This window comes from Pseudomonas mucoides, assembly GCF_015461845.1.
In the GTDB taxonomy this organism is placed as follows: domain Bacteria; phylum Pseudomonadota; class Gammaproteobacteria; order Pseudomonadales; family Pseudomonadaceae; genus Aquipseudomonas; species Aquipseudomonas mucoides.
Map to the genome: position 1 here is coordinate 57,074 of NZ_JACOPW010000001.1, position 22,543 is coordinate 79,616.

Genomic DNA, 22,543 nt, shown 5'->3' on the forward strand with positions numbered 1-22,543 from the left:
ACAAATCCCTAGGCCCATCACCCTCCCTTATCCACCATGACTTCCCTCCAGACCGGGCGCATGTTGGTGCCTCAACTGGAGGGATTCGCGATGCTCGACGCACTCAAACAGATCAACTCAACCTCAGCCTTCAACCGCTGGGCCGGTTTTGAGGTGACCCATGCCGCCAGCGGCGAAGCCGAGCTGAGCATGGCTTTTCGCGACACCGATATGGCGCAATACGCAGGCTTTCTGCACGCTGGCCTGATCGGCGCGCTGCTCGACACCGCTTGCGGTTTTGCTGCTGGCACGGTCGCCGGCAACGTGCTGGCCTCGCACTTCTCGGTCAACTGCCTGGCGCCCGCTGTCGGTGAAGTGTTCTTCGCTCGCGGCCGGGTGGTGAAGGCCGGCAAGAAACAGGTATTCGCCCGCGCCGAGCTGTTTGCCCAGAGCGGTGATCAACTCAAGCTGGTGGCGACGGGGGATGCGATTCTGGTGCCGGTCTAGTCTGTCTGGATAAACCCCAGACCAGTCGGAGGTTGCCATGCAACTCGAAGGTTCCTGCCATTGCGGGGCGGTGTCGTTCAGTTTGAACAGTGCCCACCCCTACCCTTATCAGCGTTGCTATTGCTCGATCTGCCGCAAGACCCAGGGCGGTGGCGGGTTTGCGATCAACCTCGGCGGTGAGGCCGCAAGCCTCAAGGTTCGCGGTCGCAAACACATCGCGATCTATCATGCGCGCCTGAAGGACGAAGGCGATAAACGGGCGCACAGCAGCAGCGCCGAGCGGCATTTCTGCTCGCTGTGCGGGACGGGACTGTGGCTGTTCAGCCCGGAATGGCCGGAGCTGATCCACCCGTTCGCCTCCGCCATCGACACTGCGCTGCCGGTACCACCGGAGCACACGCACTTGATGCTCGGTTCAAAAGCACCGTGGGTAGAGGTTGAGGCGCACGCGGGTGATCAGCAGTTCGAGGTTTATCCCGAGGAGTCCATTGCCGAATGGCACGAACGGTTGGGTTTGAGCTGCTAAAGCGCCTCTCCGGTTGTGTCAGGCCGCAGCCGGTACACCGCTGTGGAAACGGAATTCCACGTCCGGTGACTCGATCAGTTCCTGCTCGGCCGCGCGCACCTTGTCGATCACGTGGGCGATGTCCTTGGCGTCGCCGTACTGGTAAGCCAGCTTCAGGTAACCCTGGAAATGCCGGGCTTCGCTTTTCAGCAGGCCGAAGTAGAACTTGCCCAGTTCTTCGTCCAGATACGGCACCAGCGCCTCGAAACGTTCGCAGCTGCGGGCTTCGATGAAGGCCCCCACCACCAGCGTATCGACCAGTTTCACCGGCTCATGGCTGCGCACCACTTTGCGCAGGCCCGAGGCGTAGCGCCCGGCGGACAACTGGCGCAGCTCGATCTTGCGCTTTTTCATCAGGCGCATGACCTGTTCGTGGTGCACCAGTTCTTCCCGGGCCAGGCGCGACATCAGGTTAATCAGGTCGACGTGGGAGTGATACTTGGCAATCAGGCTCAGCGCGGTGCTGGCGGCCTTGAATTCGCAGTTCTTGTGGTCGATCAGCAAGGTTTCCTGATCAGCCAGTGCGGCCTGCACCCAGCCGTCAGGGGTGCGGCAGCCGAGGAACTCGTGAATTTCGGGAAGGATCATGGGGCTCACGGATAAATGGTCAAAACGAAGGGCGCCGATTATACCGGCCTGCCGCCAGACCACCAGTCGCCAACCGTTGATATGCATCAAGTACCTGGTTGGCGAGCAGGAACTATAGTTGTGCAACGCCGTGCTTTTTAGCCGTTTATGGAGATCCCGCTCATGCAAGCCATTCGCAGCATCCTGGTGGTCCTCGAACCCGAACACTCGGAGAGCCTGGCGCTCAAACGGGCCAAATTGATTGCCAGAGTGACCCGGGCCCACTTGCACCTGCTGGTCGGTGACCGCAAACATGACCATAGCGCTATGTTGGGCGTGCTCAAGGCAGCCTTGTTGGCGGACGGCTTTAGCGTCACCACCGAACAGGCCTGGAACGAAAGCCTGTACCAAACCATCATCGACGTGCAGCAAGCCGAAGGCTGCGGGCTGGTGATCAAGCAGCATTACCCGGACAGCCCGCTGAAAAAAGCTTTGCTGACCCCGGACGACTGGAAATTATTGCGTAAATGCCCGACACCGGTGCTGCTGGTGAAAACGGCCGGTTCCTGGAAAGACAAAGTCATTCTGGCCGCCATTGATGTGGGCAACACCGACGGTGAGCACCGTCACCTGCACAACACCATCATCGATTACGGCTATGACATCGCCAGTCTGGCCAAGGCGCATCTGCACGTGATCAGCGCGCATCCATCGCCGATGCTGTCGGCGGCCGACCCGACGTTTCAACTCAGCGAAACCATCGAGGCGCGCTATCGCGAACAATGCAAGGCGTTCCAGGCGGAGTTCGACATCGACGATGCGCATTTGCATATCGAGGAAGGTCCGGCGGATGTGTTGATTCCGTTCATGGTGCACAAGCTGCAGGCGGCGGTGACCGTGATCGGCACCGTGGCGCGGTCGGGGGTGTCGGGGGCGTTGATCGGCAATACGGCGGAAGTGGTGCTCGATTCGGTGGAAAGTGATGTGTTGGTGCTCAAACCGCAGGAGATTGAGGATCACCTTGACGAGTTGGCTCAGCACTGAAATCTGTGGCGCCTGGTCGGACGCCATCGCGGACAAGCCCGGCTCCCACAGAGTTTTGTGGGCACCGGAGCTTGACTGTAGGAGCCGGGCTGGGTCCGGGCGGCGTTCCGACGATGCTTTCAGGCGCCGAAGGCGTCTTTTAAAAAGCCCGGTGCGATGTACCGTTGGTAATGCGCCTCAGACAGCAAAAAGAATTCCCGATCAATGGCATCACGCAATTCCGGCAGGTTCCAGTCACGAAACTCCGGCATCAGCACCATCCCGTAAGCCTCCAGGTTATTGATCACCCGCGCCCCACGGGCTATCAACTGATACGCCCAGCAATACTCCGACTGATGCGGCACGAAGCGAATCTTGCGTTGCTCCAGTTGCAAGCGCAGGCGCTGGGGATCGAAAACCTCCAGCTTGCTGGCCATCACCTGGGACAGCAATTGCTCAAGACGCAGCCATACCGCGCGCTTCTCCTCCTCGTTGTAACCATTCCAGTTGATCACTTCGTGGTGGAAACGCTTGCAGCCGCGGCACACCAGGTCACCGTAAACGGTGGAGCAGAGGCCGACGCAGGGAGTCTTGATGGTCTGATTGGGCATAGGTAGGCAAAACACGGGAAAGCAGAACAGGTCGGCATGTTAGCCCTTTGTCTAACATTGATCACCCCTCAAAATTCGGGGGCTAACTTACCTTTAATTTTTTTTTGCCGTAGAATCAGCCAGCCTTTTAAGGCGCCAATGTCCGTTAGAAGCTGTTTTCAAAGCGTCACGAGCACAGTCGTTCCTTCAGAGCGGTGTTGGCGAAGGGTTTTTCCAGCGGGGAAAAGCCCAACGCCAACCCTCATCAGCTCCCGTTCTGCAGGCGTAAAACTTTGAAAGCAGCTTCTGTAAGGAATTGTCGGTAATTCTGGCTAAGTGGCCCACAACGCCACGCAGCGCATGAGTACGGCAATTTCGGGATGAGCGTCCCGGACACCCATTTGGGACCACTGATGAGGGTAATAACTGTGCTTGAAGCCTACCGCAAACATATCGAAGAGCGTGCAGCACTGGGTATCGTTCCCCAGCCGCTTAACGCCGAACAAACTGCAGGCCTGATCGAGCTGCTGAAGAATCCTCCGGCTGGCGAAGAAGCTTTCCTCGTTGACCTGATCACCAATCGCGTTCCACCTGGCGTGGACGAAGCAGCCTATGTCAAGGCCGGCTTCCTGTCTGCCCTCGCCAAAGGCGAAGCCAAATCCCCCCTGATCGACAAGAAGCGCGCTGTAGAACTGCTCGGCACCATGCAGGGCGGCTACAACATCGTGACCCTGGTCAACCTGCTGGACGACGCCGAACTGGCGCCAGTGGCTGCCAAAGAACTCAAGCACACCCTGCTGATGTTCGACGCCTTCCACGACGTCGCTGAACGCGCCAAGAACGGTAACGTTCACGCACAAGGCGTGCTGCAATCCTGGGCTGACGGCGAGTGGTTCAAAAACCGCCCGGTACTGGCCGACAAGATCAGCCTGCGCGTGTTCAAGGTCACCGGCGAAACCAACACCGACGACCTGTCCCCTGCTCCGGACGCCTGGTCCCGCCCGGACATCCCGCTGCACGCCCTGGCCATGCTGAAAATGGCCCGCGACGGCATCGTTCCCGACGTACAAGGCTCCATCGGCCCGATGAAGCAGATCGAAGAAATGCGCAACAGCGGCTTCCCGATCGCCTACGTCGGTGACGTAGTGGGTACCGGTTCGTCGCGTAAATCCGCGACCAACTCGGTGCTGTGGTTCTTCGGCGACGACGTTCCTTACGTACCGAACAAGCGCGCTGGCGGTTTCTGCTTCGGCAGCAAAATTGCTCCGATCTTCTACAACACCATGGAAGATGCCGGCGCCCTGCCGATCGAATTTGATGTGACCAACATCAACATGGGCGACGTGATCGACCTGTACCCGCACGCAGGCAAAGTCTGCAAGCACGGTACCGACGAAGTCATCACCACCTTCGAAATGAAGACCCCGGTGCTGTTGGACGAAGTCCGTGCCGGCGGTCGTATTCCGCTGATCATCGGCCGTGGCCTGACCGACAAGGCTCGCGCCGAACTGGGTCTGCCAGCGTTCGACCTGTTCAAGAAACCGGATGCCCCGATCGAAAGCACCAAGGGCTTCACCCTGGCGCAGAAAATGGTCGGCAAGGCGTGCGGCGTAGCCGGTGTGCGTCCTGGCACCTACTGCGAACCGAAGATGACCACCGTCGGCTCCCAGGACACCACCGGTCCAATGACCCGTGACGAACTGAAAGACCTGGCGTGCCTGGGCTTCTCCGCTGACCTGGTGATGCAGTCCTTCTGCCACACCGCGGCTTACCCTAAGCCGATCGACGTGACCACCCACCACACCCTGCCAGACTTCATCATGACCCGCGGCGGCGTTTCCCTGCGTCCGGGCGACGGCATCATCCACAGCTGGCTGAACCGTATGCTGCTGCCGGACACCGTCGGTACCGGTGGTGACTCGCACACCCGTTTCCCGATGGGCATTTCGTTCCCGGCCGGTTCCGGCCTGGTGGCGTTTGCCGCAGCCACTGGCGTTATGCCGCTGGACATGCCGGAATCGATCCTGGTGCGCTTCAAAGGCAAGATGCAACCGGGCGTCACCCTGCGTGACCTGGTTCACGCCATTCCTTACTTCGCGATTCAGGCTGGCCTGTTGACCGTTGAGAAGAAAGGCAAGAAGAACGCTTTCTCCGGTCGCATCCTGGAAATCGAAGGCCTGGACAACCTGAGCATCGAACAGGCTTTCGAGCTGTCCGACGCCTCGGCCGAACGTTCGGCTGCCGGTTGCACCATCAAGCTGTCGAAAGAGTCGATCACCGAGTACCTGAGCTCCAACATCACCCTGCTGCGCTGGATGATCGGCGAAGGCTACGGCGATGCACGGACTCTGGAACGCCGTGCTCAAGCGATGGAAGCCTGGATCGCCAACCCTGAGTTGATGGTGGCCGATGCTGACGCCGAATACGCTGAAATCATCGAAATCGACCTGGCCGACATCAAAGAGCCTGTGCTCTGCGCGCCAAACGATCCGGACGACGCCCGTCTGCTGTCCAGCGTTGCTGGCGAGAAGATCGACGAAGTGTTCATCGGTTCGTGCATGACCAACATCGGTCACTTCCGCGCGGCCGGTAAGCTGCTGGATCAGGTCAAGGGTCAGCTTCCTACCCGTCTGTGGCTGTCGCCACCGACCAAAATGGACGCTCACCAGCTGACCGAAGAAGGCTACTACGGCATCTACGGCAAGGCCGGCGCACGCATGGAAATGCCGGGCTGCTCGCTGTGCATGGGTAACCAGGCTCGCGTAGAACCGAATTCGACTGTGGTGTCGACGTCGACCCGTAACTTCCCGAACCGTCTGGGTGACGGCGCGAACGTCTACCTGGCTTCGGCTGAGCTGGCGTCCGTGGCTTCCATCCTGGGTCGCCTGCCGACCGTCGAGGAGTACATGGAATACGCTGGCAAGATCGACAGCATGGCGGCTGATGTCTACCGCTACCTGTCCTTCGACCAGATCGCCGAGTTCCGTGAAGCTGCTGCGAACGCCAACATTCCGGTCGTTCAAGCCTAACGCTGCAACGCAATAGAAAACGCCGCCCATCGTGAGATGAGCGGCGTTTTTTTATGCCTGCGATGGCTATGCCCTTACACACTCCTACAAGGGTTATGCGCTGGTCCTGAGGGCTTGTTGCACCGCGCCATCCACGCTCAAACCGCTGAGGATCACCTGTGTATCCTGCACTTCCGGCAACGCCGCCAATGCGGCCTGCGCCGAATCCTTGAGCCGGGCGAGCACCAGCTGCTTCCCTTCCCCCCGCACCCGCACAAAAAATTCCTGCAATGCCTCAATACTGGTGCCATCCAGGTCCGGCGACTCCTCCAGGCTGAGAACCACCGAATGAATCGGCGTCTGCGAATGACGGATCAAGTGCAACGTGCTGCCCAGAATCCGCTCGACGTTGGCAAAGAACAACGCCTCCCCCGGCCGGACGATCAAAACCCCTGGCACTGTTTGCGCCGTCGGATGAAGGTGCAGGTCGACAAAGTCGTGACCGCCATCAATGCGCCCGAGGATCTGAATGTCCGCTGCCGACATTTGCTTGAGCATCAACACCACGCTGATCGCCACCGACAGCAGCAACCCGTCCAGCACACCCAGCACCAGCACGGCGGCCACCGCGCAAATGACCAGCAACCGATCGCGTCGCCAGATGAAATAGCGTCCCAGCGGTTGCAGGCTCAAGCCTCGCGCCAGAGCATGGATGACGATGGCGGCGAGAATCGGCTCCGGGGTCAGGGCGATGTAGGGCAACACGGTCAAAACGATGAGCAACACCACCAGCGCCGCCACGCCACCCGCCAATCGCGACGTGGCGCCGGCCGCTTCATTGGCCGACGTTGCCGAGTACCCTGCCCCCGCCGGCATGCCATGAAACAACCCGGACAACAGGTTGGACGCCCCCAGTGCCAGCAAATCGCGATTCGACGAGATCCGGTCGCCGTGCTTGAGCGCGTAGGCGCTGATCGAGCCGTAAGACTCCGCGTACAGGATCATCACCATGGCAAAGGCCAATTCACCCAGGCGCAACCAGTCAGTGAAAGGCAACTCTGGCAGCTTCGGTACCTCCAGGCTCAGATCGATCACGCCGATCAGCTTCACGCCATACGCCGGCAGGTTCAGCCATTGACTCGCCGCAATGCCGATCACCACCACCAGCAAGCCGCCCGGCAAGCGCCGGAACCTTGCACACAGCACCAGCAAGGCCAACGCCACGGCGGCGACACCCGCCGCCACCCAATTCCATTGCGGCAGTTGCTCCAGCAATTGCGGCAGAAAGTGCACCAGAATGCCGTTGGTCAGGGGCACCCCGACCACACTGGCGACTTGCTTGAGAATGATGGTCAGCGCCAGGCCAAAGGCAAAGCCGCGCAGCACCGGTTTTGCGATGAACGAAGTCACGCTGCCCAGCTTGAACAACCCGGCCAGCAGGAAGAACGCGCCAGTCACCAGCACCAGGCCGATGGCCAGGGCAGAGCGCAGTTGCGGATCGCCGTTGGCCAGCGTCGCGGTGGCGGCAGCCAATACCGCTGCCGACGACGATGTCGCCGAGACAATGGCGAAACGGCTGGTGCCGAACAGCCCGTAACACAGCAAACCGGCAAACAAGGCGATCACCCCGGCCTGCGGCGCCACGGCGGCAATACTTGAATACGCGACCGCTTCCGGCAACAACAGGCCGGCAATCGACAACCCGGCCAGCAGGTCCTGCCAGCGATTGGGTTGTTCAGTGAAATTTTGGGGTGAGGCGCTGGGCAATCCGGTGTCTCCAGGCGAAAAAAAACCGCTGCGCGCAATACGCGCAGCGGCCACTGTAGCTGTCAATCCGGCGCTGCGCGAGCAGGCCGAACGATCACGCGGTCAGCGAGTAGATCAACGCTGTAATCGCCACCAGGCCCACCGCCGTCACGAAGACATTGGACGCCTGCCCGCGATAACGCGCCATCGCCGGCACCTTGCGGATCGCGTACATCGGCATCAGGAACAGAATCGATGCGATGACCGGGCCACCGAGGGTTTCAATCATCCCGAGAATGCTCGGGTTGAGCGTGGCAACGATCCAGCACACCACCAGCATGAACGCAGCGGTCATGCGGTCCAGCGTCTTCGGTGCCGGGCGCTTGCCGCTTTTGACGATCAGGCCTTTAAGACCTTCGCTGGCACCGATGTAGTGGCCCAGGAACGACTTGGAGATGGCCACGAAGGCAATCAACGGCGCCGCGAAGGCGATGGTCGGGTTGCTGAAGTGGTTGGCCAGGTACGACAGGATCGACAGGTTCTGCGCCTTGGCTTCGGCCAGTTGTGCTGGCGACAGGGTCAGCACGCAACTGAAGACGAAGAACAGCACCATCACCACCATCAACAGGTGGGCGCGGGACAGGATCTGCGAGCTGCGCTCTTCGGCGTGTTCGCCGTAACGACGCTTCTGGTCGACCGCAAACGCCGAGATGATCGGCGAGTGGTTGAACGAGAACACCATCACCGGAATCGCCAGCCACAAGGTGTGCAGCAGCGCCGACGGTTCAGGCAGCGTGCTGGCGGTGGACAGAATGCCGCCGTTCCAGTGCGGGATCAGGAACACCGCCAAAAACAGCAGTGCAACGATGAACGGATACACCATCAGGCTCATGGCCTTGACGATCGCCTGTTCGCCGCAACGCACCACCGCCAGCAGACCGAGAATCAGCACGAACGACAACACCGCGCGCGGGGGCGGCATGATGTGCAGTTGATGCTCAAGGAAACTGCCCACGGTGTTGGTCAGTGCCACGCTGTAGATCAGCAGGATCGGGAAGATCGCAAAGAAATACAGCAAGGTGATCAGCGCACCGGCCTTGATGCCAAAGTGTTCTTCCACCACTTCGGTGATGTCCGCGCCTTCGCGTCCGGACAGCACGAAGCGGGTCAGGCCACGGTGCGCGTAGAAAGTCATGGGGAACGCCAGCACCGCCAGGACCAGCAACGGCCAGAAGCCGCCCAGCCCCGCATTGATCGGCAGAAACAGCGTGCCGGCCCCGATGGCCGTGCCAAACAGGCCCAGCATCCAGGTGGTGTCATGACGATTCCAGCTCGAAAGAGTCGCTGGTGCCGCCGCTACATAGCGTTTGTCGACGCTATTGGCCTGATCATTCATCCGGTGGGATCTCCGCATTCCGGTCAGTTGCTACCCGGCCAGGACGAGTCGGAAAAACCCGACAGGCAGCGCCCTGGCCGAAACAGGGGCGCGATTGTCCGGGATTAATCAACAGAAGCAAAGACTTAGCTGAAGAATGGTTGTGTGGATCAGTGTTCAGGGTGTTACGCAGGAGCAGGGCTGCCGTAGGTTTTCATTATTTTTTGAATTTAGAGTACCTCTCGAAACTTTGGGCCCCCTACCTCGAGCCATGTAATGAGTGCTTCCAGAGGCATCGGCTTGGCAAACCAATATCCCTGCCCTTCGTTACAGCCTTCGGCCTGCAGAAAAGCCAACTGAGCCTGAGTTTCAATGCCTTCAGCGATTGCCTCCATGCCTAATGCACGTGCAATGCTGAGCGTGGCACGGACAATTTCCTGTTCGGCCGTGCTGCCGGGCAGCATTGCAATAAATGAGCGATCAATCTTCAATTTATGAAACTGCAAACTCCGCAGACGTCCCAGTGAAGAGTAACCGGTCCCAAAGTCATCCATGGCCAGATGAATGCCCGCACTCCGTAATGCCAACGAATTGCGCATCACCTGCTCCGCCCCTTTCATCGCCACATCTTCAGTAACTTCCAGTACCAATCTCCCGGAGGGTAGTCCGGTATCCTTGATAATTTGCTCAACCATTTGGGCAAAGTTCTCATCCACAAAAGAGTCAACACAGACATTCACCGCTACCGGCACGTCCAGTACTCCCAGCTCGATAAGCCAGGCGTTGTCAATGCAGGCCTGGTTGATGACCCAGCGAGTAATAGCCGGCATCAGACGATACTTCAGGGCAATGGAGATGAACTGGTCAGGCATTACCAGTTCATCTCCATTGCGCCAGCGTAACAACGCCTCCATACCCGAAGGCCGATACGTCCGCGTATCGAACTGCAATTGGTAGTGAAGCTCGAGTTGCCCCAGTTCAAGCGCATCACGCAAGCAAGAGACAAGGCGATAGCTACGCTCGTTCTCCTCGCGCATTTCCTGGCTGAACACACAGACTCCGCTTCCGCCATCCGCCTTACCCCGATACATGGCGATATCTGCGGCGTTTATCAACTTATCAGCCGAGCTGCCATGCTCCGGAAACATGCTGATTCCGATACTGGCTGACGCCAATAACGGAATGCCATCGATGCTGAACGGTTCTTTGAGGCTTTCGATCAGGCGCTCTGCAATGAGATCGGCCTTGTCGTCTTCGTTGAGCATAAGGAACGCCACGAACTCGTCCCCCCCCACCCGCCCGAGCATGTCAGTGCCCCTGAGAGCAACGCGCAAACGTTCGGCTACCTTTCTGAGCAGTCGATCACCAACACCGTGGCCATAGCTGTCGTTGATATGTTTGAAACCGTCCAGATCAATAAAAAGCAACCCCAGTCGACCCTCCGCCTGCTGACAACTGAGCAAGGCTTTTTCCAGCATCTCCACAAATTGACGGCGATTGATACAACCGGTCAGATCATCATAAGTAGCCAATTGGGTAATGCGTTTATTGAGTCGATGGTGCTCGCTGATGTCGTAGCAAACGCCGACGAAGGCACGTTGTTCGCCCAATCGGAACTCATTGACGTTAAATTGCATGGGGAAATAGGAAGCATCCTTGCGCTGCCCGACCACTTCACGCCCGCCGCCCATGTTCCGGTGTTCACCGACATTGCGAAAAGACTCCAGGTAACCGGGTTGGTTTTTGTTGTACGCCTCGGGTATCAATAGGGAGATGTTCTGCCCCAGCAACTCCATCTGAGCAAAGTTGAAGTTCTGCAATGAAGAACGGCTTACGGCCTGGATGATGCCGCGCTCATCGATGACCAGAACTGTATTGGGCGACGCATCGGTAATGGCGTCGAACATGGACAAGTCCAGGACTATTGGGGAGTCATCTGTCCTGCCGGCCGAGGCACTGTTTTTATCCCCTATCATCGAATGTGACCTTCAGGTAATCGCGTCATAAAGAAAATACAAACGTTCACAAATCTGCTTCGAGAGAATGCGATTGTTTAATCACGGCAATGCTCTGGCCTGCTACCCCTTAAAATCCCCGATACAGCCAGGAAGTCTTCCGGGCATATACCGTCTGGGGGCTATTGATCCGTAGCTGCCGACTACAAACGGAAATTGCCAATCTGTAGCGTCAGCTCATCGCACACTCGTCGCAATGTCTGGCAATCCTGCTGGCAACGATGGGAGTCACTGGATGTGGAATGGGCCAGGTCGGCAATCCCTTGGACATTACGATTGATTTCCTCTGTGACCGATGACTGCTCTTCCGTCGCAGTGGCCACTTGGCTGTTCATATCGCTGATCCGCTCAATCTGCGACGCGATGGCCTCCAGCGACTGATTGGTCCGCTGGCTGGCCTGTACGCCTGTTTGCGTCGCCGCCTGGCCGGCTCGCATCGAGTTGACGGCGGTTTCCGCCCCCAGCTTGAGCCCCTGAATCATGTGCTGGATTTCATCCGTCGAATTCTGGGTGCGCCCCGCCAATGTCCGGACTTCATCCGCCACCACCGCAAATCCCCTGCCCGACTCACCGGCTCGTGCCGCTTCGATAGCCGCATTCAACGCCAGCAAGTTAGTCTGTTGCGAAATGCCGCGAATCACCGCCAGCACCTGATCGATGGACAACACGTGATCGGCCAGTTCCCCCACGGAATGGTCCGCTATGCCGATTTCCTCGGCCATGCGTTCGATGTGTACCGTAGACTCACCGACGATACCGCTCGCCTGATGGGCTTCGTCTTTTGCCACTTGAGAAGCTTCGGCCGCACCACTGGCATTGCGGGCAATTTCTTGAACGGTCAGGCCCATCTCATGTACCGCAGTGGCCACCAGATCAGTCATTTCATGCTGTTGAGATGCCCGCACGGCGGTGTCTTCAACCACCTGGGCCACCTGGACCACCGCAACCCGCAACTGCTCGCTGGTTTGAGTGATCGCTCCAATCAGTGCTCGCAACGTATTGGTCATTACCCGTACGCTACCCAAGGCACTTTTATCGGGCGCTTGGGGAATCGACACGCCCAGATTGCCGCCGGCAATTTCATTCAGGACCCGATCGAGCTCGGCCGGTGCACCGCCCAATTGTTGAAGGATCTGCTTGCGCCCCAGATAGACCAGCAGGCCAATCTCACCGATCAACATCAGCAAAATGGTGACGAACAGGTTCTGTGCAAAGCTCAGCGCGTTGTTTGCCAGCAGTACTTCCTGCGAAGTACGTTGCTCCATCAACTCGAAGAATTCGTCCACCGGCTTCATGATCTGGGCTTTGAAGGCATGGTATTGCTCGCTGTGCACCAGCTTGCGCGCCAGTGCGAGATCAGGCTCGCCATTGACCGTGTACTGACCCTGGGCATCGACAAACTTGCCTTTGACCGCGTTCATGGCTTTGACTTCGAGTTGTACCAGGCTGTCGGAATTGGCCTGCGCTTCCTTGAGCTTGGCAAACTCCCTGTCCGTAAAGCCGTCCTGTTTCATCAGCGTTTCCAAGGCCACAGCCTCGCCGTCAGGGCGAGGCGTTTCGTTACCCGCGGCGACAAAATCCCAGTAGATGCGGTGATACTCCTTCGGGCGGGGTGCCTTGCCATTGCGAATATCCAGAATCTTCAGATATTCGCGCTCGTATTCCGGGTTCGTCGTCACCACATAGGTGCGGCCCAGACGCGTCAAATCATCGGAACTCTGGCGCAACTCATCGGCGAGCAAGTAAGACTGGTAACGCCTCTCGCTGATCTCGCGTGCCTCCTGGGCCGCCTGTTTGAGCGCCACAAAGGTGTACAGCAGACCTGAGAACGTCGCGACTATCGCAACCAGCGCGTACTGAATCGCTCTCGAAGTGTTGGCTACTTTCATTTCTACTGTTCCTGGTTTGTAGATTCTTATGTCTATAAAGCAGCAATCGCAAAGGCGCGCGGCGCCGTGCCGGAGGAAGGATCCGGGGATGGTACTGAGCGCAGTTATTCGGGTTTGGGAAGGAAGGCCAATCAGGTTGTGGTCATGGCCCGTGCACCTGTTGCTGTTCGGCTCCCGAGTGACTTGCCTCCCCGATGCGGGGATCGCTACCGACAGGCGATCGAAAACAGCGGGCTCACCTGGGTAAGCCCGCTGTTTTTTCACTTGCCCAGACGTCTGATTTCCGCCGGCGTGAAATCGGCTTTGACCATCGGCGCGCCATAGGCGACCTTCTGGTTGACCTCATTGGTCATCTGCGAAACGCCGTAGCGGCCCGAAATCAGGTCGTAGGTGGTCTCGGCAACAGTGGTCGGCACTTGTACGTCGTACAGCATCGCGTAGTGCGCCTCGAACAGACGCCACAGCTCACCGCGACTGTCATACATGTCCGAAGCGAGGATCTGCCAGGAGTCTTCATCGATATAGAAGCGGCGCTTGCCATAGACATGGCGCGCGTCAGGCTTGAGCGTCGCCTCGATTACCCACACGCGGTGCTTTTCGTAGCGCAACGGATCCGTGTTCAGGTGACCGGGCTTGAGCAGGTCAGCGTATTTCAAGGTTTTGCTATTGAGTTTGTAGGCGTTGTATCCCACCAGCAGTTCCTGTTTGCCGATCAGTTTCCAGTCATATCGGTCCGGCGCACCGTTGAAGCCATCGGTGCCGTCACTGGTGATCTGGCCAAAGCTATAGCGCGCGCTGCTGTCATAGGAGACGGTCGGCGCCCGCCGCACGCGACGTTGCCCCGGCAGGTATTGCCAGGCCGCACGCGCTTCAGTCACCTGGTTCATCGGTTCGTGAATCAAGGTGACTTCGCCAGCGTAACGGGAAGGCGTCAGGGTTTGGGCACGATAGAAAAACAGCAGGTTTTCCTGCGGATCAAGGTCCTTGATCCGGTCGCGAAAAGCGGCGACCTGATTGTACGTCACGACCGTGGATTGCCCTTGATCCTGAACGGTTGCCGAGGCGATCTCACGTACGAAGGAACCACCACGGTAACGGGTCAGGTGGTTCCAGAGCACTTCCAGTGGCTCTGTGGGCTCGGCAAAAGGAACGCCGAAACTGTAATTTTTCAGACCATAGCCGCCGTCGGCCAGCTCGACTTTACCCAGGTTCGCCTTCGCTTCATCCTGATCGGTCTTGGGCAGGTTGGCGGTACGATGAGTGGGATACACCGGCATGCGGTAGTCGGGAAAGCGCCCGAACATAGCCACCTGGCCTGGCGTCAGAACGTTCTTGTACTGACTGACATTGTCCTTGGTCACGGTATAGAGCGGTTTTTCGCCCGCGAATGGATCGGCGTAATCACCGTTCGAACTGACGATGGCGGCGTTGGCGGCGATGCCTCCAGTCCAGGCGGGAATACTGCCGTCGGCATTGGCGGCTTTCTCGGAACCCATGGGTGTCAGTTTCGAGCCAATTAAACCAGGGTCGTCCTGCTTGGCCTGCGCCATGGTGCAGGCAACCATCATTGCCATGACGAGAGGTAATGTTTTTGTGAAGTTTTTCATTAGAAGCTCACCTTGAGGTTCACCGAGGCAAAATCGCGATCATCGATCGTGGAAAATTTGTTGGTACCGAGGAATTCGTTGTAAGCGAACTCCAACGAGTAATCGTTGCGATAGTCGAAGGTCAGTGTCAGGCCGAGCGCCTGTTGACCTTCCTGGAAGTTGGGCCCGTAGCCCTCGACGTCGTGTCGCCAGTTGATGGCCGGCGTGATGACGGTGGCCGGCAACAATTGCTCGTAGGAAAGGCCCGCACGCAGGCGATAGCCCCAGGAAAAATCGGTGTAGATGCCGTCGGTGTTACAGAAATCGGCGTTCATTTGCGCTACCTGGGCCGCGCTCATGCCCCCTGCCCCAGCGCCGACACAAGACGTTGCAACACCTGTGGCAGGCAAGGTGCGACCGAATCCTCCGGCACGACCGAAACGATCGCCGTCGATGTTTTCAATCCAGTTGAAACCCATTTCGCCGGCCAGCGACAGACGATTGGCGCCCATCACGTTGGATACCGTATCAACCGCACCGAGGCTGAATTGCCAGATTGGTTTGCGTGCGTAACCCTCGACCTCAGAGCCACGGGCCGCCGCCAATTGGGCTGGGGTCAAAGGCATGATCGGTGTGGTCCCGGAACCGGCCAGCAGCCCGACGAAGTCTGCGCCGTTGAAGGCCAGCGGCATGTTGGGGCGATAGCTCAGCTCGCCAAAGGTGGCGGTGGTGCCAATGACGCCGCTCAGGCTCGCGCCGAACAGCCTGATGTCTTCCGGGTAAACGTTCGAGTAATCGCCGGTATTGATGTTGACGTTAGCCCCGACAGGCGCCTGGCGAGCAATAACCCCCTGAAGCTGCGGTGTACGGCTGTGGTAGTTGATGTAGTACAACCCAAGGTCGGCGTCGTGCAGCGACTCGATGGTGTAATGCATGGCCAATCCGTACTGGCCAGTGTCGCTCGGGTAGTCTGTTGAGGTGCGTTGCAGGTAACGTTCGCGCTGTGCGTTGGCCGCTCCTGCGGCGGGATTGAAGTCCTGCAGGCTTTGAGCAGTGGTACCGGTGCCACCGGCGATCATGTAATTGTTCTGGCAACCTTCCTGCAGGTTGTCGGCAATGCTGAAGAACGTGCCGCAGCCATCGTATACAGAAGGACGGAAGTTGTACTGCCAGAACCCTTCCAGGCTGACTGAGTTGCTCAGGTCAAAGTTGAAGCTGACCATTTCGACGGGCAACTGCCCTTCCTTGAGTTCAACCCCCGGCCGGTTGAAGGCCGAGACATCCAGGGGGTTGATCACGTTCACACCGTTCTGGATGAACAGCGCTTCGCCCCAACTCAACACTTGATTGCCGACTTTGACGTTCAACGAGTGGTCGGCCACGTTGAAGTCCTTCCAGACATACGCATCCAGCACTTCGAACCCTTGGAATCGGGCCAGGTCCTGCCAGCCGGAGTCATTGAACTTCTCGAAGTCGCCATTTCCGGTTTCCAGAGCGTGGTCATACCAGTATTTGAAGCGAACGAACGCCCCCTGCGAGCCATCGTTCAAATCAAAATCGGTCAGCCCCTTGAACACCGTTGAAATGGTGTCGCCCTTGTTGAAGTTGAGCTTGCCGTTGTCGGCGTTGTAGTTAACGCCAGTGCCGGTTTTCCCGATGCTGGCTGCGTCGGCAGCCGTCATTTGAAATTTGTCGGCATTCTGCAGCGCCCAACTTGTCCCCAGACTGAGCGTTGTGTTGGTGGTCAGCCCCCAGTCGTCGTTGACCTGCCAGGTGGTGGCATGGGCGGACTGACAGCCAACTGCGACCCCCAAAGCAAGCAGATGCGGGTAAAGAATCGGTGTTTGACGGCGTGCACTACGGATGGTTGAGACATGCTTCATGTGTTGACTCACCTGTTATTTTTTTATTGGCGATGAGGCTTTCGCGAATCCACCGGGCACTTGGCGTTGCCCGATGGCAGGCGTGAGCTACGCCTGAAGCGAATGCTCGGCGGCCACCATGTGAGTAAACAGGGGTCGTGCATGAGTCATTGGCTGACAAATAGTTTCCCCGCCGCGATCAGACGACCGAAATGTATTTGCCGATCCGGTCATGGACGCTGGGGAGTGGACAAAGCACAGGGCGGCCAGACGATGACCGGGTTACGGGGAAACTATTTGTCAGTCAATGACTCACCCGCTGCAGGCAAATGAGCGCATCTTGAGCCGGCTTTCACGCGCTGTAGAGCCCGAGTGCTCTATGACAAAAGCATCATCGACTGGAGCGCTGCTCTATATCGCCCCTCGCCTTTTTGCCTGGGATGTTTTTTTTATCAAGCCTGCAAGCGCTTTGATCTCATCCATTGCTGATTGCGCACGCTAACGCGGCCCGGCATGCTGATCATGAATTTTGTCGCTATCAGCAGGCGCAAGCGATGCAAACCATGCCAACCAACCCCGCCACCGCAGCCAGAACCACCCTGGCTTCGATTGCACGCGCCATTGCCAAAACGCTGAAGTCGCAATACGACATCGATCCGTTACCCATGCTGACGGGTCTGGGTTTCGACCCGGCCATCCTGCACGATAATGAGTTGCGCCTGGATCTGACCGATATCACTCCGTTGTGGCTTCGTGCAGTCGAACTCAGTGGTGACGCGAACTTTGGTCTTTGCGTGGCCCGAAACCTCGGCCCCGCCGACCTCTACGGCATTGATCTGGCGCTCTACACCAGCGCTACGATTGGCGATGCCGTACGACGTTACGTGCTATTTCTTCCATTGATTACAACCGTTACCCGCATGCGGCTGGTCCAGGACGAATCGGGTGACTGGCGAATGGAAACCCGACTCACAGGCGCTCGCGTGCCAGCCGATGCGGCGCGCGACTGCTTCAATTATCACAATGTGAAACTGTTCGAACGCCAATCGGGATTGAAAGCCCCGCAGTTTCTGCGGCGCCTTGAAATTCCGCGCCCGCAGCCATCCGACCCGACACCCTGGCTCAAGCTGGGCATTGCGGTTCTATTCGGACAGGAATGCGCGACACTGGTTTTCAAACGCGAGACCTGGGATAGCCCCCTGCCGGGTGCCAATGCCCGCTGGCTTGCCCGGGTCGAACAACCGATCCTGCAGCACCTGGCCCGGCTTGGCGCCCCTCTGCCGCTGAGTGCCCTGCGCGCGGGCCTGGCCGAAATACTCGGCCAAGAGGTCAGTGCGCAACACCTCGCCAACACCCTGGCACTGCCTGTGGACTGCGTGACGTCATCCTTGATTGCACAAAATACGACCTTCGCGCAGTTGCTCGATCAAACCCGAGAGGCTCAATCCCTGAACCTGCTGGCCATGCCCGACTTGACCCTGGACCAGATCGCCAGCCGCGCGGGGTTCAGCTCCAAGAGCAGCTTGATTCGGGCGTTCCGACGATGGAAAGGCATCACCCCTCTGAGTTACCGAAAACAACTCGATTAACGACGGTCGCCGCTTCATGCCGGTATCGTTTTTGTCAGGTAATGCTCGCCCCGTATCAGCGCGAGTCGGTAACTGACGAAAATTAACCCAGCCGTGGGTTTTCTTCGCGCAGTTCGCTGGGCGTGGTGCCATACCAGCGACGGATTGCACGGGTGAAACTGCTGACTTCGCTATACCCCAGACTATCGGCGACCTCGGCAACGGACAGCGTGCTGTCCAGCAGCAGGTCATGGGCCAGATAGCGTCGATGAATATCGATGAGGTCGCTGAAATTCCAGCCGTCGCGAAGCAAAGCCCGATGCAGGGTGCGGGCGGTCATGTGCAAGCGATCGGCCATGTCTTCCAGATTCAGTCCACCGCGCAACTCCTGCAGCATGGCACTGCTGGCCATTTCTATCAGGCTGCCCCTGGCGGTCTGGCAGGCGTAGTCCTCCATGGACTCTTCCAGTGCCAGGCGCACGCTGGAAGGGCCCGCCGGGCGATCGACATGCAGCGCTTGAACATCCAAAAGCATTTCGTCTCGTTGCGCCGAGAAAAACACCGGCCTGTCCGCTAACCGCTCCCAGGGCCCGGGATCGACCGGACGCGGACGCCGCAGATGAATTTCGATAATCGGGTTCGGTGCACACACCCAACTGCGCAGGTGATGAATTTGCCTGGCGCACCAGTAGTCCACCTCCTCCACAGCCGGTCGCAGCTTCGCCGGTGCTTGCAGGCCAAAGCGCAGCGTGTCGCCCTGCTGCTCGAAACGAAGATCAATGTGACTGGCCACCAATGGCCAGAAACGTTGCATGGTTTGCAGGGCCTCCATGCGTGTCGGTGCCAGTTGCATGAGGTAGTTCAAACCGAGCAGCTGACCGAGATCCGCGGGCCTTGCGGCAGCGAGGCCGATGGCAGGGTCATTATCTAACGTACGCGCGCACACCCAAAAATGACGGGAAAGGAACGCTGGCAAACGCAGATAGGGTTGGCGGAACGCCGACAGGGGAAAGTTCCAGCGTTGCTGCAACTCGGACAACGGTATCCCGCGCGACTCCAGCAGGCGGATGCCGGCCAGAACCGTTGAAGGTGAAAGCGAGAGGCGTTTTCGGTGATTGGGATAATTATTTGTCAGCCAGGGATTCATGGTTGCTCGTCTATTGCCTGCATGTTGCTTCAGGGTCGCGCGACTGCGGGACCTCGGGGACTCACTCCCTTCACGCCCAAACAAAAATAACAGGTGAATCAAGGAAATGAAGCATAAATCAACTTGCTGCCCTCAGGTGGGACCGGCACGCCTTCGCGCCATTCCCAACCACAACCATCCACTTAATTCAGCCGACGCCCACTTGTGAGCGGACGGAACGAACCTATTGATTTTCTGTGGAGGGCAAGATGGATTCGAGTAACTGGATGAACCTCAATCCGAGCATGTTCTGCCGGCGCGACATGCTCAAGGCGCTGGCGGTCCTGGGGGCAACGGGTGTCTCGGCCAGCCTGCCCGCTGCGAATCTTTGGGCAAACGCCCTGACATTGGATGAGGACGCGGCCTATCAGCTTGGCATGCAAGCCTACGTGTATGGCTATCCATTGATTTACTTCGCCCGCCTGCGCTACACGCGCATGATGGAAGGCGATCCGATGATGAAGATCCGACAAAACCGGGGGCAGTGGCTACATCGCAATGTACCCGTGACGCCTGAAATCCCCGGAGCTCCGCAAACCGATACGCTGTACTCAACCTTGTGGCTGGATCTGCGTGCGCAGCCTTACATCGTTACCATTCCGCAAATGGACGATCGCTATTGGAGCATGCAGTTCTGCGATTTTTTCGGGTCGACCTTCGGCCTACCCAGCCGCCGCAGCTTTTCCAAAGGCGGGCGTGTAGCAGTGGTCGGTCCCGACTGGAACGGGCTGCTGCCTGTTGGCATCGATCTTGTGCTCAGAGCGAAAATCCCGCAGACATTCAATGTCCTGCGTATGTTCTTCGCCAATAACGACGACCGCCTGAAGGCCATCGACTATCAGAAACGCTTTGTCGTCGCGCCTCTGTCGGATTTCCTCGCCGGCCGGGACGCCGTTCCCGGCGTGGCTGCCGAACTCTCCAGGCCTCCCCTGCCGGCGGAAGATCCGCTCGCCGATTTCAAGGTTCTGCAGGACATGTGGCAGGAGTGCGCAGTTTCGAAAGAAGATGCTGCCGTCGCCAACCGTTTTACCCGCCTGGGATTGGCTCCAGGGCAGCACGGCTTCGAACAGCTCACCCCAGAAGTCCAGAAAGGTCTCAAACGTGCCGAACAGGATGGACGCCAGGCAGTGATCAAGGCTTCGCGGGCGCTCGCCGGGCAGCACACGGCCAACGGTTGGACCTTACCGAAACCCAGCCTGGGCTACTACACCGACAGCGACTATCTCTATCGCGCTTCGGTGGCATTGGCCGGCACCATTGCATTGCCGGTGACCGAGAACCCTTATCACTTACTGCAAATGGATGACTCCGGCGCCCTCCTCAATGGCGACTCACGCTACAGCCTGCATTTCCCGGCTGACCAGATTCCCGATGCCGAGGCGTTCTGGTCGCTGCATGCCTACAACAGTAAATACACGGTGATCGACAATCCGATCAATCGATACGCCATTGGTGATCGCACGACCAGCCTGAAGTATGGCGGCGATGGCAGTCTGGACATTTATGTCCAGGCCGAAGACCCGGGAGAGGACAAGCGTTCCAATTGGTTGCCGGTCAAAAGAGGCGATATTTTCTGGCTGATGGTGCGCGCTTATGAGCCCCGCGGCCTGATGAAAGAGTTGCGTTGGGAGGGGCCGAAGCTGATCAAGCTCGGCTGATCCTTGTGTAACAGAGGGGAAACCGGCCTTGGCCGTCATGGCAAGGCCACGCCGACCATGGAATGGTCGGCGTTTTTGTTTATGCCCGAAGTGAGAATCTCTGCAGTGCAGCAATATCGGGGCCTGCAGGCTTCCCACGCACCTCCATGTGCCACATTTGTACCTGTGCATGTATTAGTGGCTAACAGGGCATGTACCGACAGAGTTGTCGGCAGAGGGCGAGCCCTGACCGTAGCGCTGCATTAAGGATTTTCTTACTCGAGCTTGCGGAAAGCCTGCTCCACGCCCCACGGTAAACTTCTGCCGCCGGTGGGTGGCCTCTCGAGCCGGTATTCGGCGAGCTGTTTTCTTGCCGTTACCGGCAGAGGGTGCAGCAAGACCTTTCTGAACTTCACCCTGGGACATATCGGCGCGAATTTCTAATAGTTTCGCGCACCGTTCTACGCGAGTGCAGACTCAAGTCTTATATAAAAATTGAACTGACCATAACTTAACTTTGTGCGGGGATACCGACGTGTGCCCTTGACGCGTTCACGTACGGTGAAAGTTAGTTTCTGTTGGTAATGATTACGGAGCATTAGATGCTTGTATTTACGCGAAAGATCAACGAGGAGTTCCGAATTGACAGCATACGGGTGACCGTCACCGGGATGCAGAACGGGGAGATCACGCTAGCAATCACAGCGCCAAAGGACGTCCGTATATACCGTGAAGAAGTGCACGGCAAGATCAAGACCCAAGAGCGCCAGAACATCATTGACCGTGATTAATCGAGAACTTATCTCCCGCAGCGCGGCGATTCCACGGGGAGCTCCGCCATTAAATGTCACGCATCGAATATCCGAGAGAAGGGATTTACAAGTGTTGAGTAACGAGTACATGAACCCGGACCAGCTCAAGTTCTACTGGTCCATGCTTGCTGATCAGCAAGAACAACTGGAAGACCGTGTCGCCGAAGCGCGAACGCTCATTCTGGAACTCGGGTCGTCGGCCGACCCCGTCGATCTTGCAGTACTGGAAGAAGCACGCATTGAAATCCTGCGCCAGATAAATCATGACCAGAACAACCTGAGTGCTATTCGCAAAGCCCGTGAGCGAATCGTGAGCAAGGACTTTGGCTGGTGCATCATCTGTGACGAACCTATTGGCCTGGCGCGCCTGCTGTCACAGCCGATCGCAGAGCGCTGTATCGAACATCAGGACATGTGGGAGAAGCGGTTAGCGCAGATGGCCAAGGGAGCGGCACTGTGACCACTGCGCAGTGGCCGTCCGTCGCGGCCAGCCCGCGAATTCGCGGGCGCGTTTAATCGTTTTTTACTGCTATCGGTGCAAGATCAGAAAACCCTGTTCCGATTGCCAGATAGACTGGTGCCTGCATAGAAACGCACCCGCCACCGCCAGTTGAATTTCCCTCCCCTG

At 58.2% G+C, this 22,543-nt stretch carries 16 protein-coding genes and 1 pseudogene; 8 read left to right on the top strand and 9 right to left on the bottom strand.

What is annotated here, in order from left to right; all coding sequences use genetic code 11:
* Nucleotides 1-60 precede the first annotated feature (60 nt).
* Both H8F22_RS00270 and H8F22_RS00275 read left to right on the top strand, forming a co-directional pair.
* Nucleotides 61-486 (top strand): PaaI family thioesterase, encoded by a 426-nt coding sequence (locus tag H8F22_RS00270; RefSeq protein ID WP_228758643.1) that lies wholly within the window; start codon nt 61-63, stop codon nt 484-486.
* A gap of 37 nt (nt 487-523) precedes the next feature.
* Nucleotides 524-1,012, top strand: coding sequence for a GFA family protein (locus H8F22_RS00275; protein WP_027923353.1), 489 nt, complete (start codon nt 524-526; stop codon nt 1,010-1,012).
* A gap of 18 nt (nt 1,013-1,030) precedes the next feature.
* On the opposite strand, the gene miaE is transcribed toward H8F22_RS00275, so the two are convergent.
* Entirely contained in the window at nt 1,031-1,639 is a 609-nt protein-coding gene (gene miaE, locus H8F22_RS00280; protein WP_194939581.1) for a tRNA-(ms[2]io[6]A)-hydroxylase, read from the bottom strand.
* Nucleotides 1,640-1,801: 162 nt separating this feature from the next.
* Between miaE and H8F22_RS00285 the strand changes: the two genes are divergently transcribed.
* Nucleotides 1,802-2,662: a universal stress protein gene (locus H8F22_RS00285; protein WP_194939582.1), complete on the top strand. Its 861-nt coding sequence runs from the start codon at nt 1,802-1,804 to the stop codon at nt 2,660-2,662.
* Nucleotides 2,663-2,781: 119 nt separating this feature from the next.
* Here H8F22_RS00285 and H8F22_RS00290 read toward each other — a convergent pair whose 3' ends face one another.
* On the bottom strand, nt 2,782-3,252 hold the full coding sequence (locus H8F22_RS00290) for a DUF1289 domain-containing protein (RefSeq protein WP_027923350.1): 471 nt from the start codon (nt 3,250-3,252) through the stop codon (nt 2,782-2,784).
* A gap of 407 nt (nt 3,253-3,659) precedes the next feature.
* On the opposite strand from H8F22_RS00290, the gene acnB reads away from it, so the two are divergent.
* Complete coding sequence (gene acnB / locus H8F22_RS00295; protein WP_027923349.1) at nt 3,660-6,260, top strand: bifunctional aconitate hydratase 2/2-methylisocitrate dehydratase; 2,601 nt, start codon at nt 3,660-3,662, stop codon at nt 6,258-6,260.
* Nucleotides 6,261-6,353: 93 nt separating this feature from the next.
* On the opposite strand, the gene H8F22_RS00300 is transcribed toward acnB, so the two are convergent.
* From H8F22_RS00300 to H8F22_RS00325, 6 genes and pseudogenes are all read right to left on the bottom strand, one after another.
* Nucleotides 6,354-8,006 (bottom strand): SulP family inorganic anion transporter, encoded by a 1,653-nt coding sequence (locus tag H8F22_RS00300; protein WP_194939583.1) that lies wholly within the window; start codon nt 8,004-8,006, stop codon nt 6,354-6,356.
* 94 nt (nt 8,007-8,100) lie between these two features.
* Nucleotides 8,101-9,381, bottom strand: coding sequence for an HAAAP family serine/threonine permease (locus H8F22_RS00305; protein ID WP_027923347.1), 1,281 nt, complete (start codon nt 9,379-9,381; stop codon nt 8,101-8,103).
* A gap of 209 nt (nt 9,382-9,590) precedes the next feature.
* Nucleotides 9,591-11,267, bottom strand: coding sequence for a sensor domain-containing protein (locus H8F22_RS00310; RefSeq protein ID WP_194939584.1), 1,677 nt, complete (start codon nt 11,265-11,267; stop codon nt 9,591-9,593).
* A gap of 251 nt (nt 11,268-11,518) precedes the next feature.
* Nucleotides 11,519-12,343 (bottom strand): annotated as a pseudogene (locus H8F22_RS33010) (methyl-accepting chemotaxis protein); the annotation flags it as partial.
* A gap of 1,181 nt (nt 12,344-13,524) precedes the next feature.
* Nucleotides 13,525-14,871, bottom strand: a complete 1,347-nt coding sequence (locus H8F22_RS00320; RefSeq protein WP_027923344.1) for a DUF1329 domain-containing protein — start codon at nt 14,869-14,871, stop codon at nt 13,525-13,527.
* Entirely contained in the window at nt 14,871-16,733 is a 1,863-nt protein-coding gene (locus H8F22_RS00325) for a DUF1302 domain-containing protein (protein WP_194939585.1), read from the bottom strand. The genes H8F22_RS00320 and H8F22_RS00325 overlap by 1 nt, the downstream gene beginning before the upstream one ends.
* A 533-nt stretch (nt 16,734-17,266) precedes the next feature.
* On the opposite strand from H8F22_RS00325, the gene H8F22_RS00330 reads away from it, so the two are divergent.
* The gene (locus H8F22_RS00330) at nt 17,267-18,301 is read left to right on the top strand and encodes an AraC family transcriptional regulator (RefSeq protein WP_194939586.1); all 1,035 of its coding nucleotides are present in this window, start codon (nt 17,267-17,269) and stop codon (nt 18,299-18,301) included.
* A gap of 82 nt (nt 18,302-18,383) precedes the next feature.
* Here the strand turns inward: H8F22_RS00330 and H8F22_RS00335 are convergent, their stop codons facing one another.
* Complete coding sequence (locus tag H8F22_RS00335; RefSeq protein WP_081743943.1) at nt 18,384-19,427, bottom strand: AraC family transcriptional regulator; 1,044 nt, start codon at nt 19,425-19,427, stop codon at nt 18,384-18,386.
* A gap of 266 nt (nt 19,428-19,693) precedes the next feature.
* On the opposite strand from H8F22_RS00335, the gene H8F22_RS00340 reads away from it, so the two are divergent.
* From H8F22_RS00340 to H8F22_RS00350, 3 genes are all read left to right on the top strand, one after another.
* The gene (locus tag H8F22_RS00340; RefSeq protein ID WP_194939587.1) at nt 19,694-21,124 is read left to right on the top strand and encodes a DUF1254 domain-containing protein; all 1,431 of its coding nucleotides are present in this window, start codon (nt 19,694-19,696) and stop codon (nt 21,122-21,124) included.
* Between the two features lie 581 nt (nt 21,125-21,705).
* Nucleotides 21,706-21,894 carry a carbon storage regulator gene (locus tag H8F22_RS00345; RefSeq protein ID WP_194939588.1) on the top strand — a complete coding sequence of 63 codons (189 nt, stop codon included), beginning with the start codon at nt 21,706-21,708 and terminating at the stop codon, nt 21,892-21,894.
* Nucleotides 21,895-21,988: 94 nt separating this feature from the next.
* A complete protein-coding gene (locus tag H8F22_RS00350; RefSeq protein WP_228758646.1) occupies nt 21,989-22,375 on the top strand; it encodes a TraR/DksA family transcriptional regulator in 387 nt (128 codons plus the stop codon).
* The last annotated feature ends 168 nt before the right edge of the window (nt 22,376-22,543 follow it).